The following is a 15,732-nucleotide window of genomic DNA, read 5'->3' as shown; positions in this document are numbered from 1 at the left end:
TCGTCACGACGGAACGGTTGCGTTCCAACGTGCGAGAGCCCTAACCTCGACGTAGCGACGATACGGATGCGTCCCGACGAGGTCGCGTCAGATCGCGACGCGCTGTCGCATCCACGTCGTCGCCACCACGTCGTCGCATCGGATCGCGACCGCTGTCGCGCGTCCGGTCCCGACGCCATCGCACGAGATCCCGACGAAAGGGGAGCGCCCCGGTGAGTCCCGTGAGCACCATCGCGCCACCACCGGCCGCGCCACCACCGGTCGCGCCCCGGCCGCCCGCCCCCGGCCCGCGAACGACCCCCTCGTACGAGGTCCCCGGCGAGGACCTGCGGGCCCTCGCCCTGCGCCACGGGCTGACCGTCAGCGGCGCCCGCCCGCCGCTCCCCCGGTACGTGCGGCAGCTGTGGTCGCGGCGCCACTTCATCACCGCCTTCGCGACGGCCCGCCTCACCGCCCAGTACAGCCAGGCCAGGCTGGGGCAGCTGTGGCAGGTGGCCACGCCGCTGCTCAACGCGGCCGTGTACTACTTCATCTTCGGCGTCCTGATGGACACGCGGAACCAGGTCCCCGACTTCGCGGCGTTCCTGGTGACGGGCGTCTTCATCTGGACGTTCACCTCCAGCACGATCACGGCCGGAACCCGCGCCATCAGCGGCAACCTCGGCCTGGTGCGCGCCCTGCACTTCCCGCGCGCGAGCCTCCCCCTCGCGCTGGCCCTCCAGCAGCTCCAGCAGCTGGCGTTCTCGCTGGCCGCGCTGCTCGCCATCCTGGTCGGCTTCGGCGCGCGGCCGGGCCCGTCCTGGCTGCTCGCCGTTCCGGCGCTGGTGCTCCAGACGCTCTTCAACGCGGGCGTGGCGCTCGTCCTGGCGCGGCTCGCGGCGCGGACGCCGGACGTGGCGCAGGTGATGCCGTTCGTGCTGCGGACCTGGATGTACGCGTCGGGCGTGATGTGGAGCATCCAGCACGTCCTGGCGGGCCGGCAGCTGCCGCGCCTGGTGGAGCTGGCCCTCCAGTACAACCCGGCGGCCCTCTACATCGACCTGGTCCGCTTCGCGCTGATCGACAGCTTCACCGCCGCGCAGCTCCCGCCCCACGTGTGGGCGGCGGCCGCGGGCTGGGCGCTGGCCGCCTTCGTCGGCGGGTTCATCTGGTTCTGGCAGGCAGAGGAGACGTACGGCCGTGGCTGAACGCGTACCGACCGTCGTCGTGGACGACGTCCACGTGACCTACACCGTGCAGGGCGCGCGGTCCGCCCGCCCCGCCGGGACCTCGCTCCTCGGCAGGGTCCTCGCGCGAGGGAGGGCCGCCCCGGCGACCCGTACGGTGCACGCCGTCAAGGGCGTCAGCTTCGCCGCGTACAAGGGTGAGGCCATCGGGCTCATCGGCAGCAACGGCTCCGGCAAGTCCACGCTCCTGAAGGCCGTCGCGGGCCTGCTGCCGCCCAGCCGGGGCCACGTCTACACCCAGGGCCAGCCCAGCCTCCTCGGCGTCAACGCCGCGCTGATGGGCGACCTGACGGGCGAACGGAACATCGTCCTCGGCGGCCTCGCGATGGGCATGACCCGTGCGGAGGTGAAGGAGCGGTACGAGCGGATCGTGGAGTTCTCCGGGATCAACGACAAGGGTGACTTCGTGTCCCTGCCGATGCGCACGTACTCCTCCGGGATGGGCGCCCGGCTGCGGTTCTCCATCGCCGCCGCCCGCTCCCACGACGTGCTGCTCATCGACGAGGCGCTGGCCACCGGCGACGCGGCGTTCCGGCAGCGCAGCCAGCAGCGGATCAACGAACTGCGCGCCGAGGCGGGCACGGTGTTCCTCGTCAGCCACAGCAACTCGACCATCCGGGAGACCTGCGACCGGGCGATCTGGCTGGAGTCGGGCCGGGTCCTGATGGACGGCCCGTCCGACGAGGTGGTCACGGCGTACGAGCGCGGCACGCGCTGAGCCTCCGGACCCGGCCGCCCGCCGGTCACGGCACGCGACGCCCGCCGAGCCGCTGTCCGTCACCCCCGCCGCCCGTTCCCCCGCCACCCGTCACCCCGACGCCGTAGACAACGGGCGAACCACCCCAAAGCGTCACTAGTGTTCGCGGGGATGACCACGCACCGGCTCAGCGCCCCGCCGACCTTCAGCCGTGACCGGCTCCGCTTCCGTGAGCGGCACCGGCCCGACCTCCTGCCCCTGCTCGCCGTCTGGGCGGTCAGCCGCGCCGCGCTGCTGTGGCTGCTGACCCACGACACGCTCGGCATCGGCGAGGTCGGCAAGGAGGTCCACGTCCTCTACCGCCACTGGTACGAGCGGATCGCGGGCGGCGACCTGCCCGCCGACGAGACGACCTGGCAGTACCCGCCCGGCGCCGCCCTGGTGATCCTCGCGCCGGGCGGCGTGCCGGGCCTCACGTACTTCCAGGCGTTCGTCGCGCTGGCCCTGCTCGCCGACCTCGCGGTGACCCTCGCCCTGGCGCGCGCCGGCGGGGACGGCGCCTGGTACTGGACCGGCGGCCTGCCCTTGCTGCTGCACACCCCGCTCGCCCGCTACGACCTGCCGGTCACCGCGCTGGCCGTGGCCGCCCTCCTCGCGCTGCGCGCCGGGCGGGCGCGGCTCGGCGGCGTACTGGCGGGGCTCGGCGCGCTCGCCAAGGGCTGGCCGCTGCTCACCCTGACCGGTACGACGCCGGGGCCCGGCACGCGGCGGTCCTGGTGGTCGGCGGTGGTCACCGCGCTGGTGGGTGCGGTGGCGCTGGCCGTGGCGTACCCGCACACCCTGGACTTCCTGCGGCACCAGGGCGGCCGGGGCGTGCAGGTGGAGTCGGTCGGCGGGACGCTGCTGTCGCTCGCGCACCTGGTGGGGTGGCGCGGGGAGGTCGTCTTCCGGTACGGGGCGTTCGAGTTCGCCGGGCCGCCCGTGGAGGCGGTCGCCACCGGGTCGCTGGTGTGCACCGGGGTGGCGCTGCTGTGGCTGGTGATGTGGCGGGTGCGGTCGCTGCACTGGTCGGACGCCACGCCCCTGGACGCGGCGCTGGCCGCCGTGCTGCTGGTGACGGTCACGAGCCGGGTGATCAGCCCCCAGTACCTCGTGTGGGCGCTGGGGCTGGCGGCGGTGTGCCTGACGTCCCGGAACACCACGCAGCGGCCGGTCGCCCTGCTGCTGTTGCCCGCCGCCGCGCTGACCTCGTTCGCCTACCCGCTGCTGTACGGGGAGGTGCTGGCCGTCACGCCGGTCGGGTGCCTGCTGATGCTGGCCCGCAACGGGCTGCTCGTCGCGGCAGCGCTGCTGTCGTGCCGGCTGCTGTGGGAGGAGTCGGCCCCGGACGTCCTGCGCGTCCCGTGGAGCACGGCCGCGGGCGCGGCACGGCAGCGGTAGGGGGCGTACAGGAGCACGTACGGGCGCGGGGAGACGACGAAGGCGTACGGGAGCAGGTACGGGCACGGCGACACGGCGGGTGCGTACCACAGCCCGCAGGGGCGTACGACCACGGAAGCGCGCCCCACCGCCCGCACCGCCCCGACGCCCCACCGCCCCCACCGCCCCCACCCGCGGAACGCGCCGGGGGCGCCCACCACACGGGTGGGCGCCCCCGGCGCACGCGGAGCGGGCGCTCAGCTGTGGGTGCGCAGCAGCGTACGCATCGTCCGCATCGCCACCGAAAGGTTCGCCAGGTCGAACGCGTCGGAGCCCTGGATCTCCTCCAGCGTCGTCCGGGCGCGCGCCAGCAGCGAGGCGTTCTTGTCCTCCCAGGCGGTGAACCGCTCCTCCGGCGTGGACGTGCCGTTCCCGGCCGACAGCACGTCGGAGGTGAGCGCGGCGTGCGCCGCGTACAGGTCCTCGCGGATCGCGGCGCGGGCCATCGACTGCCAGCGGTCGGCCCGCGGCAGCTCGATGATCCGGTCCATCAGCTGCGTGATCCGCAGCCGGTCGGCGAGGTCGTAATACACCTCGGCGACGGCGAGGGCGTCCTTGCCGGTGCGGTCCGCGATGGCCACGATGTCCAGCGTCGGGAACGCCGACGAGAACCCGGCGACCCGCGCCGCCAGCTCGCCCGGCACGCCCGCCGTGGTCAGCTCGGTGACCAGGCCCTCGTACCACTCCAGGTCGGCGCCGCGCAGCATCTTCGGCAGCTCGGCCCACACCTGCTCGACGCGGGCGCCGAAGAAGTCGATCGTCTCGGCGAGCTGGAGCGGCTGCGGCCGGTTGTTGAGCAGCCAGCGCGTACCGCGCTCGACGAGGCGGCGCGAGTGGAGCCGGATGCGGGTCTGCACCTCGGCCGGGACCCTGTTGTCGAGCGCCTCGACGGCGTCCCAGACCCCGCCCAGGCCGAAGATGGCGCGGGCGGCGGTCTGCGCCCGGACGATCTCCGCGATCGACGCGCCGGTCTCCTCCCGCAGGCGGTGCAGGAACGTCGAGCCGCCGCTGTTGACCGTGTCGTTCACGAGGATCGTGGTGATGATCTCGCGGCGCAGCGCGTGCGCGTCGATCTGGTCGGGGAACTGCTCGCGCAGCGTCGTCGGGAAGTACTCGTGGAGCAGGCTCCGCAGGTACGGGTCGTCCGGCAGGTCGGTGGCGATCAGCTCCTCCGCCACCGTGATCTTGGTGTACGCCATGAGGACGGCGAGCTCGGGCTGACTGAGGCCCTTGCCCGTGCCCAGCAGCTCGCGGATCTGCCGGTCGCTGGGCAGGAACTCCAGGTCGCGGTCGAGGTGCCCGTCGCTCTCCAGGCGGCGCAGGAACCGCTGGTGGGCGTGGAGGAGGGAGCCGGACTGGTGGACGGCGAGGGCGAGCGCCACGTTCTGCGCGTAGTTGTTGCGCAGGACCAGGCGGCCCACCTCGTCGGTCATCTCCGCGAGGATCTTGTTGCGCTGCTTGACGGTCATGTCGCCGTCCGCGACGAGGCCGTTCAGCAGGATCTTGATGTTCACCTCGTGGTCGGAGGTGTCCACGCCCGCGCTGTTGTCGATGGCGTCGGTGTTGACCTTGCCGCCGGTGCCCTCGGGTCCGCCGCTGCGGGCGAACTCGATCCGTCCGAGCTGGGTGAGGCCGAGGTTGCCGCCCTCGCCGACGACCTTGACGCGCAGGTCCTCGCCGTTGACGCGGATCGCGTCGTTGGCCTTGTCGCCGACGTCGGCGTGCGACTCGCTGGACGCCTTGACGTACGTGCCGATGCCGCCGTTCCACAGCAGGTCCACCGGGGCCTTGAGGATCGCCTTCATCAGCTCGGCCGGGGTCAGCTTGGTGACGCCCTCGTCGATGCCGAGCGCCGCCCGCATGTGGGCGTTGACCGGGATGGACTTGGCCTGCCGCGAGTGGACGCCGCCGCCCGGGGAGAGCAGGTCGGCGTTGTAGTCGGCCCAGGAGCTGCGGGGCAGCTCGAACAGGCGGCGCCGCTCGGCGTACGAGACGGCCGCGTCCGGGTTCGGGTCGATGAAGATGTGCCGGTGGTCGAACGCGGCGACGAGCCGGATGTGCTCGGACAGCAGCATGCCGTTGCCGAACACGTCGCCGGACATGTCGCCGACGCCGACGACGGTGAAGTCCTGCGTCTGCGTGTCGTGGCCCAGCTCGCGGAAGTGCCGCTTCACGGACTCCCACGCGCCGCGCGCGGTGATGCCCATGCCCTTGTGGTCGTACCCGGCGGAGCCGCCGGACGCGAAGGCGTCACCGAGCCAGAAGCCGTACCCGACGGCGACCTCGTTGGCGATGTCGGAGAACGTCGCGGTGCCCTTGTCGGCGGCGACGACCAGGTACGTGTCGTCCTCGTCGTGGCGGACCACGTCGGCGGGCGGCACGACCTCGCCGCCGACCAGGTTGTCGGTGATGTCGAGCAGCGCGGAGATGAACGTCCGGTACGAGGCGATGCCCTCGGCCATCCACGCGTCGCGGTCCACGGACGGGTCGGGCAGCTGCTTGGCGACGAAGCCGCCCTTCGCGCCGACCGGGACGATGACGGTGTTCTTCACCATCTGCGCCTTGACCAGGCCGAGGATCTCCGTACGGAAGTCCTCGCGCCGGTCCGACCAGCGCAGACCACCGCGCGCGACCTTGCCGAACCGCAGGTGGACGCCCTCGACGCGGGGCGAGTACACCCAGATCTCGAACGCGGGGCGCGGCGCCGGCAGGTCGGGGATGGCCTGCGGGTCGAACTTCATCGACACGTACGCGTGCGGCCGCCCGTCGGCGTCCTTCTGGAAGAAGTTGGTCCGCAGGGTCGCCTTGATGACGGTGAGGAAGGAGCGCAGGATGCGGTCCTCGTCGAGCGAGGCGACCTGGTCGAGGGCGCCGTCGAGCTCCTCCAGGATGCCGTCCGTCAGCTCGGTCCCGGCCCGCTGCCGCTCGGGCGACATCCGCGCCTCGAACAGCGAGACGAGCAGCCGCGTCGTGTGGACGTTGTCGCGGAGGGTGTCCTCCATGTAGTCCTGGCTGAACGTCGAACCGGCCTGCCGCAGGTACTTGGCGTACGCGCGCAGCACCATCGCCTGCCGCCAGGACAGCCCGGCGCGCAGCACCAGGGCGTTGAAGCCGTCGTTCTCGGCCTGCCCGGTCCAGGTCGCGGCGAACGCCTCCTGGAACCGCTCGCGGGCGTCGTCGCCCAGGTAGTCGCCGCCGCTCCCGGCGGGCGCGGGCATGCGCAGGCCGAAGTCGTAGATCCAGGCGTGCGTGCGGTCGGCGCAGCGCAGCTCGTACGGCCGCTCGTCGACGACCTCGACGCCGAGCCGGTTGAGGACCGGCAGCACGGCGGAGAGGGAGACCTGCGCGCCCGTCTTGTAGATCTTGAAGCGGCGCTCGCCGGGGGCGGCGCCGACCGGCTCGTACAGGGACAGCGCGAAGTCCTCGCCGCCCTGGGTGAGCTGCTCCATCTGGAGGACGTCGGCGACGGCGGCGCGCGGCGAGTGGTCGGCCTTGTAGCCCTCGGTGAAGGCGTTGCCGTAGCGGCGCAGCAGCTCGGCGGCGCGCTCCTCGCCGGTCTCGGCGTTGAGCGCCTCGCTGAAGCCGTCGGCCCAGGAGCGGGCGGCCTCGGCGAGCCGGTTCTCGATGCGGTCGGCGTCGGCGTCGGTGAGCGGGGTGAGGGTGGTGCCCTGCGGGACGCGGACGACGAAGTGGAGGCGGGAGAGGACGGACTCGGTGTTCCAGGCGGTGAAGTCCACGCTGGTGCCGCCGAGCTCCTCCTTCAGGATGTCGGTGAGCCGCTCGCGGACGGTCGTGTTGAACCGGTCGCGCGGCAGGTAGACGAGCGCCGAGTAGTAGCGGCCGTACTCGTCCTGGCGCAGGTAGAGGCGCAGCCGGCGGCGCTCCTGGAGGTACAGGACGCTGGTGACGATGGACAGCAGCTGGTCGACGGGCGTCTGGAACAGCTCGTCGCGGGGGTACGTCTCCAGGATCTGCAGCAGGTCGCGGCCGTCGTGGCTGGCGGGCGAGAAGCCCGCCGCGTCGAGGACCTCGGCGACCTTTCGGCGGATGACGGGGACGCGCCGCACGGACTCGGTGTACGCGGCGGACGAGAACAGGCCGAGGAAGCGGCGCTCGCCGACGACGTTGCCCTGCGCGTCGAACTTCTTGACGCCGATGTAGTCCAGGTACGACGGGCGGTGGACGGTGGCGCGGCTGTTGGCCTTGGTGAGGATGAGCAGCTTGTGCTCGCGGGCCTTGGCGCGGGCGTCGGCGGGCAGCCGGTTGAACGACGGCGAGACCGGGTGGCCGTGGGCGTCGTCGCCGCTGTGGTGCGGGTCGGAGCGCAGGATGCCGAGGCCGGTGCCGGGGACGGCGGCGAGGGCGTCGCCGTCCACGAGGTTGTACTCGCGGTAGCCGAGGAACGTGAAGTGGTCGTCGGCCAGCCAGCGCAGCAGCTCGCGGGCCTCCTCGACCTCGCTGGGCCGCAGGTCGGCGGCGGTCGGCTCGTCGGCGAGGCCCTCGGAGAGGCGGAGCGCGGCGTCGCGCATCTTCTCCCAGTCCTCGACGGCCTCGCGGACGTCGGACAGGACGCGCAGCAGGTCGGCGGTGATCTGCTTGAGGTCGGCGCGGTCGGTCTCGCGGTCGATCTCGACGTGGATCCACGACTCGACCAGCGCGTCCTGCGGCCTGGTGTGGCCGCCGAACTCGGAGCCGGGGCCGGAGGTGATGACCTCGACGAGCTTTCCGGTCACATCACGGCGGACGACGACCTGCGGGTGCACGACGAGGTGGATGCCGCGGTTCTGCCGGGACAGCTCGTTGGTGACGGAGTCCACCAGGAACGGCATGTCGTCGGTGACGACCTCGACCACGGAGTGGCTGCACGTCCAGCCGTTCTCCTCGACGGTCGGCGTGTGCACGCGGACGTTGGCCGTGCCCTGGGGGCGGTTCTCGGCCAGCCGGTAGTGGGAGAGCGCGGCGCCGTACACGTCGACGGGGTCGCGGTCCGTGAGGTCCTCGGGAGCGGTGTGCAGGTAGTAACGCTGGAGGTACTCGAGCACGGTGCCCGGGTCGGGCCTGTCCCCGGTCTCGTTCTCAGCTACCCGGGCGGCCCGTTCGAGCAGCTCGGCCTTGGCTTCGTCCAGCTTGGTCTGCATGTCCTCTGGCTCCTGTCGCGCGCCGTTGCGTGACGTAGGGGAAGGGGGCGGCGTCACGTTCACGCTTCAACGCGGGGTATCCGCTCGTCGTGGACGTTATGCCTGAATGAGAGAAGCCCGGATCATTCTCGGCCAATCTCGGCGGGGAAGCCTTGGGTGGCGGGGGAACCGGGCAGAAAGGATCAGCTGCCGCCCGGGCACGAAGGCACATCGGGCGCCGGCCGGGGGCTCCGCTGCCCCCACGGCGTATAGCGCTGATCACGGGTCCAGGCTATCGCTCCTCACCCCTCGGCCGTCATGAGCCGTATGTGTACAAAAGACAGCCGCGAAGTTTGACAGTGTGGACAGCGACAGACGCGCGCGCGAGCGGGCAAGCCGCCCAGCTCCCCACGAACCCCACCAGACCGGGCCACGGTCGGGCCCCCCTTCCGGACGTCGAGCCGCACGGCCGTACGGTCCGCCGGGCGTCCACGCGCGGGGGCACTGGCGCGCCGGGCGCGTCGGTCGGACGCCGTCGAGGCGTCGGCGCGGTCCGGGCGCCGGGCGGGATGGGCGCGGGGCGCCGGGCGCGGTGGGCGTCGTGGGCGCGGTCCGGGCGCCGGGCGTCAGGTGTCGGGATGCCCGCTCAGGCGACCAGGTCCTCGGCGACGGCGACGGCTTCCGTCAGCGTGTCCACCACCGGAACGCCCACGGCCTCCAGGCTGGCCCGGCTGTGCGAACCGCCCGTGTACAGCACCGCCCGCGCGCCGACGTGCGCCGCCGCGACCGCGTCGTCCGCCGCGTCCCCGATGACGACGATCCGCTCGGGCGGGACGCCGTCCAGGGCCCTCAGGTGCCGCACCATGTGCTCGGCCTTGCCGGACGTGGAGTGGCCCGTACGCCCGTCGACGCGGACGAACCAGTCGTGGATGCCGTGCTGCCGCACCAGCGGCACCAGGCGCTCGTGCGGCGCCAGCGACAGCAGCGACTGGGTCCGCCCGAACTCGCGCGCCGCCGCCAGCAGCTCGGCCGCCCCGTCGGTGAGCCCGCACGCGTCGGCACGCGACCAGTAGTGCCGGTGGAACGTGCCGTCCATGACGGCCCACTCCTCCTCGCTGGGCAGCCGGCCGAGCAGCCGCTCGTAGAACAGGGGGATCGGCACGCAGTACAGCTCCCGGTACCGCTCGAGCGTGATCGGCGGCAGGCCTATCTCCTCGAAGGCGGCGTTCGTCGCCTCGATGACGGCCGTGATGTCGTCGAGCAGAGTCCCGTTCCAGTCCCAGACCAGATGCGCGCGGTACTTCCCCATGGCGAAAACCGTACCGGCAGGGTCCGACAACGGACCCCGGGCCTCAGTCCACCAGGTTCGGGATCTCCTGGACGCCGTACCAGAGCAGCTCGTGGTCCTCGGCGCCGTCCACGGTGAACTGGGCGTCGTCGTCGCCCATGTCGGCCGCGCCGAGCGCGTCGGCGGCGGCGGTCACATCGGCCTCGGCGTCGGACGAGTCGGCGTGTACGGCCGCGGCCTTGGCCAGCGGCACGGGCCCGGCGACCCGCACCTCGCCGACCGACGCGGGGTCGAGGCCCCGGTCGGGGTCGGCGGTCGCGGCGCCGTCCGGGACGTCCACGGCGACGACGACCCGGCGGCGCGCGGCGTCCGGGTCGGCGGCGATGAGGCGCAGCGAGGCGGCTGCTGCGCGGCTGAGCGCGGCGTACTCCAGCTCCTCGATGTCGTCGGAGACGTACCACTCGCGCAGGCCAGGCGTGACGGCGTACGCGGTGAGCGTGCCCGCGCCGAGGGTTCCCGTCCTGTGCGCCTGTGCGAGACCGGGGAGGGTCAGGGGAACGTACACGCGCATGACAGGCCGCTTTCGTAGTCGACAGACGTCCTCAGGATACGTGCGGCCGTACCCCTTCGGGGGCTGGTATTGGGGGTCCCCGACGTCCACCGCGCGTTGCACGGACCCCTCGTGAACCCAGACGCCCCTTGGCCCCTGTCACCCGGACAGGTGATTCCGGGCCGTCGTGGCACGGGCTTGACAGGTCGTTGCGGGGCGGGTGACGCACCCGTAGAAGTGGGCCAGCGCGAAGTTACCCCCCGGTAATCCGGGCTGACGGAAGGGACCACGCCGATGCCGCCCACCCCGATCTCCACCCCCGAAGCACGGCCCGCCCACGTCCCGTCGCCCCGGGGCCCGGCCGACACGCACTCCACCACCCCACCCCGCTGGAAGCCCCCGGAGGGCCTTGGCACCACCCCCGCCCGCAACGCCACGCCCCCCAAGCTCCACCCCCGCCCGACCGTTACGCACTCGGCCACGGCGCACCCGACAGCCCCGTCACCCACTGGCTCGCACCGGCCCGACACCCACTCGGCCCCCGCGCACCCGGTCACGGCACCCCAGGCAGACCCGTCACCCGCAGACCCGCGCGAGGCCGGTACCTCCTCGGCCGCCCCGCACCGGGCCGCCCCAACACCGGCGGGCTCGCACGGGACGGGCGCCCACCCGGTCTCCCCGCACCCGACCGCCCCGCCACCGGCACATTCGCACTCAGCCGCACCATCACCGGCAAGCTCGGATCAGGCCGCCTCGAACCCCGTTGCGCCCTCACCGGTCGGCCCGCACCCGGCTGCGCCGCCAGCCCCCGACCCACGCCGGGCCGAAACGCACCCGTCCGGACCCGGCAACGCCCGGGCAGCCGTGCCCGAGACCGGGCGGGTGGCGCGTGCGGCGGGCCGCCCCGGTGGGCGGCGTGACCTGCGTCGGCCGGGCGGCAGCGCGCGGCCGGGCAGCAGCCGCCCCGGCGAGGCCCGCCCCGGAGCCGTACGGCCCCGCCCACCGGCCGGTTCGACGGTCGCCGTACGCCCGCGCGTCCTGCCGCCGCACGTGGTGTTCGCCGAGCGGCTGCTGGCCGTACTGACCGGGGAGCGGCCCGTGCACTGGATGCTGGGCCACACGATCGGCGAGGCGTACGAGCAGCTGATCCGCCTGGCCCCGGCCAACCCCCTGCGCCCCGCCGGCACCACCCGCGGCTCCCGCCCGGTACTGCGCCGGTGCGGTGGGGCCCCGCTGTCGGAGAGCGTGGTGGAGGCGTTCGCCACCGTGACGACGGGCGCTCGGGTACGGGCGATGGCGTTCCGCCTGGAACGGGGCCAGGACCGCAGGTGGCGCTGCGCGGCTGTGGACCTCGGCCCCGCGTAGCCACTCGGGCTCCCCGCTCCGCCGCCGAGGGGCAGGGAGCCCACCAGCCGCTTATCAAGCCGCGCCAGCGGCCCCGCACAGCCTCCGGAGGCCGCACGGGGGCCCGCAAGGCCCCTCCAGCGGCCTCACAGCACCCCGCCAGCCACAGCGCACCGGCTCCCGCGAGGCCGCCACGCGCGCGTACAACCACGCCACGCGCGCGTACAACGGCGCCGCGCCCACGCGGCGGGACCGCACACGCGAAAGGCGGGACCGGAGCACGCCCGCGGAGCGTGCACCGGTCCCGCCTTCACTCAGGCTGAGGCCGCCGGGTCACTTCTTGCGGCGGCGGCCGCCCTTCTGGGCCTTGCGGCGCTCCGCGCGCGTCATGCCGTCCGTCTCGGACCGGGCGCCGCCGTTGTCGAAGTCGCCCTCGATGATGCCGCCCTCACCGTCGACGGTCGGCGCGGAGAAGTGCAGCCGGTTCGGCCGCTGCGGGGCGTCCAGGCCCTTGGCGCGGATCTCGGGGCGGCCGGCGCCCGCGGGCACGGCCTCCTCCTTCTGCAGCGACGGCCGCTCCTGCGCCGCCTCCACCGGGACCTCCTCGACCTGCTGCTCGACCTGGACCTCCAGGTTGAACAGGTAGCCGACGGACTCCTCCTTGATGCCCTCCATCATGGCGTTGAACATGTCGAAGCCCTCGCGCTGGTACTCGACCAGCGGGTCCTTCTGCGCCATGGCGCGCAGGCCGATGCCCTCCTGGAGGTAGTCCATCTCGTAGAGGTGCTCGCGCCACTTGCGGTCCAGCACGGACAGCACGACCCGCCGCTCCAGCTCACGCATGATCTCGGAGCCGAGCTGCTTCTCACGCGCCTCGTACTGCTCGTGGATGTCGTCCTTGACGGACTCCGCGATGAACTCCGCCGTGATACCGGCCCGGTCCCCGGCGGCGTCCTCCAGCTCCTCGATGGTGACCTTGCACGGGTAGAGCTGCTTGAACGCGCCCCACAGCCGCTCCAGGTCCCACTCCTCCGCGAAGCCCTCGACGGTCTCCGCCTGGATGTAGGCGTCGATCGTGTCGTCCATGAAGTGGCGGATCTGCTCGTGCAGGTCCTCGCCCTCCAGGACGCGGCGGCGCTCGCCGTAGATGACCTCACGCTGCCGGTTGAGCACCTCGTCGTACTTCAGGACGTTCTTGCGCGTCTCGAAGTTCTGCTGCTCGACCTGCGACTGGGCGGACGCGATCGCGCGCGTGACCATCTTGTTCTCGATCGGCACGTCGTCCGGCACGTTCGCCATCGCCATGACGCGCTCGACCATCTGCGCCTTGAACAGCCGCATCAGGTCGTCGCCCAGCGACAGGTAGAAGCGGGACTCGCCCGGGTCGCCCTGACGGCCGGAACGGCCGCGCAGCTGGTTGTCGATACGCCGCGACTCGTGGCGCTCCGTACCGAGCACGTACAGGCCGCCGAGATTCTTGACCTCCTCGGACTCGGCCTTCACCGCCAGCTCGGCCTTCTCCAGGGCCTCCGGCAGGGCAGCCACCCACTCGTCCGGCGTCTCGACCGGGTCGAGGCCGCGCTGGCGCAGCTCCGCCTCGGCGAGGTCGTCGGGGTTGCCGCCGAGCTTGATGTCCGTACCGCGGCCGGCCATGTTCGTCGCGACCGTCACCGCGCCCTTGCGGCCGGCCTGCGCGACGATCGACGCCTCACGCTCGTGGTTCTTCGCGTTCAGCACCTCGTGCGGGATGCCGCGCTTCGACAGCTGCTGCGACAGGTACTCGGACTTCTCGACCGACGTCGTACCGACGAGGATCGGCTGGCCCTTCTTGTGCTTCTCCGCGATGTCGTCCACGACCGCCGCGAACTTCGCGACCTCGGTGCGGTAGATCAGATCCGACTGGTCCTTGCGGACCATCGGCCGGTTCGTCGGGATCGGCACGACGCCCAGCTTGTAGATCTGCTGGAACTCGGCGGCCTCGGTCATCGCCGTACCGGTCATACCGGACAGCTTGTCGTACAGGCGGAAGAAGTTCTGCAGCGTGATCGTGGCGAGGGTCTGGTTCTCGTCCTTGATCGGGACGCCTTCCTTCGCCTCGATCGCCTGGTGCATGCCCTCGTTGTACCGGCGGCCCGCGAGGATACGGCCCGTGTGCTCGTCGACGATCATGACTTCGCCGTCGATGACGACGTAGTCCTTGTCCTTCTTGAACAGTTCCTTCGCCTTGATGGCGTTGTTCAGGTAACCGACGAGCGGCGTGTTCACCGACTCGTAGAGGTTGTCGATGCCCAGCCAGTCCTCGACCTTCGCGACACCCGACTCGTGGATGCCGACGGTCCGCTTCTTCTCGTCGACCTCGTAGTCGCCGGTCTCCTCGATGCCCTTCAGCGGATTGCCCGGCTCGCCGCGCTTCAGCCGCTGCACCAGCTTCGCGAAGTCGCCGTACCACTTCGTCGCCTGGTCCGCCGGACCCGAGATGATCAGCGGCGTACGGGCCTCGTCCACCAGGATCGAGTCGACCTCGTCGACACACGCGAAGTTGTGGCCGCGCTGCACCAGCTCGTCCTTCGACCACGCCATGTTGTCGCGCAGGTAGTCGAAGCCGAACTCGTTGTTCGTGCCGTACGTGATGTCGCAGTTGTACTGCATGCGGCGCTGCGCCGGCGACATGTTCGCCAGGATGCAGCCCACCGACAGACCCAGGAACTGGTGCACCCGGCCCATCAGCTCGGAGTCGCGCTCCGCCAGGTAGTCGTTCACCGTGATCAGGTGCACGCCCTTGCCTGACAACGCGTTCAGATACGCCGGGAGCGTACCGACGAGGGTCTTGCCCTCACCGGTCTTCATCTCCGCCACGTACCCGAGGTGCAGCGCGGCGCCACCCATCAGCTGCACGTCGTAGTGGCGCTGGCCGAGCACGCGCTTGGCCGCCTCACGAACGGTCGCGAAGGCCTCCGGGAGCAGGTCGTCGAGGCTCTCACCGTCCTGGTACCGCTGCTTGTACTCGTCGGTGAGGGCCCGCAACTCGGCGTCGGAGAGGTTGACGAAGTCCTCTTCGATGGAGTTGACCTGGTCCGCGATGCGGTGCAGTTTGCGCAGGATCTTGCCTTCGCCTGCACGCATGAGCTTGTTGAAGACGGACACTGAGGCTGGTCTCCTTGCCGGTCGGGCCTGGCACTGGGTCTTGTCATGGACACTGGCACGGGCACGGCAGGTGGTCCCCACCGCAACGGTCATCGTAAGCGAGGACCCCGCCACGCCGGGAGGTCCGCACCTCCCATGAACGATCGCCGGGGCCGCCGCCGCCCTCAAGGAGAACGCGCGGGACGCGCCGAAGGTGCCGCCACCACCGCAATCGGTTCGCCCCCGCACCCCGCCGCCGCCACAATCCCGCCCATGGAACCCGTCACCCTGAACTCCCGGCGACTTCTGCTGCGCCCCTTCGCCCCGGACGACGCCGAGGAGGTCCGCGCCGCCGTCCAGGACCCGCAGATCAAGCGCTGGATACCGCTGCCCGACCCGTACGGCATCGCCGACGCGCGCGACTTCGTCTGCCGGTACGTCCCCGACGCCTGGCGCGACGACACGGAGTACACCTTCTCCGTACGCCCCCGCGGCCAGGCGACCGGCCCCCTGCTGGCATCCGTCAGCCTCCACCATCCGCGCGCGGGCACCTGGGAGATCGGCTTCTACACGGTCCGCGAACACCGCGGCAACGGCTACGCCACCGAAGCCACCCGCACCCTCGCCCACTGGGCGTTCACCACCCTCGGCTGCACCCGCCTGGAGTGGCGGGCCGAAGTCGGCAACACCGCGTCCCGCCTCGTCGCCGAGAAGGCCGGCTTCACCCTGGAGGGCACCCTCCGCGCGGCGTTCGCCCGTCCCGACAGCCGCCGCGACTGCTGGCTCGCCTCCCTCCTCCCCTCCGACCTGGGCCTGCCCTCCCCCACCCCGTACCTGCCGTCCGCCAGGCCCTGAGCCCCGAGCACCCGGCCTGTGGAAAACCATCCGGGACTGTCAGTGACGGCCTC

9 protein-coding genes are annotated in these 15,732 nt (G+C 72.1%); 5 read left to right on the top strand and 4 right to left on the bottom strand.

Annotation, left to right across the window (positions count from 1 at the left end; genetic code table 11):
* Positions 1–221: 221 nt before the first annotated feature.
* From J116_RS17675 to J116_RS17665, 3 genes are all read left to right on the top strand, one after another.
* Positions 222–1,187 (top strand): ABC transporter permease, encoded by a 966-nt coding sequence (locus tag J116_RS17675; protein ID WP_023588404.1) that lies wholly within the window; start codon positions 222–224, stop codon positions 1,185–1,187.
* Positions 1,180–1,944 (top strand): ABC transporter ATP-binding protein, encoded by a 765-nt coding sequence (locus J116_RS17670; RefSeq protein WP_023588403.1) that lies wholly within the window; start codon positions 1,180–1,182, stop codon positions 1,942–1,944. Before J116_RS17675 ends, J116_RS17670 begins: the two co-directional genes overlap by 8 nt.
* A 150-nt stretch (positions 1,945–2,094) precedes the next feature.
* Positions 2,095–3,363, top strand: coding sequence for a glycosyltransferase 87 family protein (locus J116_RS17665; RefSeq protein WP_023588402.1), 1,269 nt, complete (start codon positions 2,095–2,097; stop codon positions 3,361–3,363).
* 236 nt (positions 3,364–3,599) lie between these two features.
* Here the strand turns inward: J116_RS17665 and J116_RS17660 are convergent, their stop codons facing one another.
* The 3 genes from J116_RS17660 to J116_RS17650 form a co-directional block, all read right to left on the bottom strand.
* Positions 3,600–8,540 carry an NAD-glutamate dehydrogenase gene (locus J116_RS17660; protein ID WP_023588401.1) on the bottom strand — a complete coding sequence of 1,647 codons (4,941 nt, stop codon included), beginning with the start codon at positions 8,538–8,540 and terminating at the stop codon, positions 3,600–3,602.
* A 625-nt stretch (positions 8,541–9,165) separates the two neighbouring features.
* Positions 9,166–9,828, bottom strand: a complete 663-nt coding sequence (locus tag J116_RS17655; protein WP_023588400.1) for an HAD family hydrolase — start codon at positions 9,826–9,828, stop codon at positions 9,166–9,168.
* Between the two features lie 43 nt (positions 9,829–9,871).
* On the bottom strand, positions 9,872–10,378 hold the full coding sequence (locus tag J116_RS17650; protein WP_023588399.1) for a DUF6912 family protein: 507 nt from the start codon (positions 10,376–10,378) through the stop codon (positions 9,872–9,874).
* Between the two features lie 843 nt (positions 10,379–11,221).
* Here J116_RS17650 and J116_RS17645 point away from each other — a divergent pair.
* Positions 11,222–11,722 carry an Rv3235 family protein gene (locus tag J116_RS17645; protein WP_023588398.1) on the top strand — a complete coding sequence of 167 codons (501 nt, stop codon included), beginning with the start codon at positions 11,222–11,224 and terminating at the stop codon, positions 11,720–11,722.
* A gap of 312 nt (positions 11,723–12,034) precedes the next feature.
* Here the strand turns inward: J116_RS17645 and secA are convergent, their stop codons facing one another.
* Positions 12,035–14,845 (bottom strand): preprotein translocase subunit SecA, encoded by a 2,811-nt coding sequence (secA, locus tag J116_RS17640; RefSeq protein WP_023588397.1) that lies wholly within the window; start codon positions 14,843–14,845, stop codon positions 12,035–12,037.
* A gap of 252 nt (positions 14,846–15,097) precedes the next feature.
* On the opposite strand from secA, the gene J116_RS17635 reads away from it, so the two are divergent.
* A complete protein-coding gene (locus J116_RS17635) occupies positions 15,098–15,679 on the top strand; it encodes a GNAT family N-acetyltransferase (protein ID WP_023588396.1) in 582 nt (193 codons plus the stop codon).
* The last annotated feature ends 53 nt before the right edge of the window (positions 15,680–15,732 follow it).

The sequence above is a fragment of the Streptomyces thermolilacinus SPC6 genome (assembly GCF_000478605.2).
Classification (GTDB): Bacteria; Actinomycetota; Actinomycetes; order Streptomycetales; family Streptomycetaceae; genus Streptomyces; species Streptomyces thermolilacinus.
Note: the sequence above shows the minus strand (reverse complement) of the source record. Positions and strands in the feature narration are given on the sequence as shown.